General features: G+C 57.5%; 1 protein-coding gene. It reads right to left on the reverse strand.

Annotated features, from left to right (window positions below; genetic code table 11):
- Window positions 1-220: response regulator (locus tag ACWTU8_RS33085; RefSeq protein ID WP_455851410.1), on the reverse strand; the 220-nt coding region annotated here is incomplete at its 3' end.
- Window positions 221-409: the final 189 nt, after the last annotated feature.

Raw genomic sequence — 409 nt, forward strand, 5'->3', positions numbered from 1 at the left:
TCGGGCTTTCCATGGCGCGCACACGGCGGATGAGGTCAACCGCCTGCACGTCCGGCAGGGCGCCATCGACGACGATGATGTCGGGCATGTCGGCGGCGCACATCTCCAGTGCATCAAGCCCGCTGGCTGCTTCGATGACCACCATGTCGGAACCGCCCAGGATGCGTTTTGCAACTTTCCTGATGACGCTTGAATCGTCGACGAACATGCAGCGTTTCATTTCCGGGTCCTCTTTGCCTTGGGGCAATCCGGTCGTGCGGGGCATCTGACGAGCACCCTAGGCCGATCTGGTAAAGAACCCGAAAAGTCTTTAGGTAAAATTTTTGGAAAGATGCCTTCGGAGAAGCTTTTCTTCACGAATGCTTCGCTGCCACCGCGGATTGAGCCGTCGCGGCAGTATTACGCTGTT

The sequence above is a fragment of the Mesorhizobium sp. BHbdii genome (assembly GCF_053848045.1).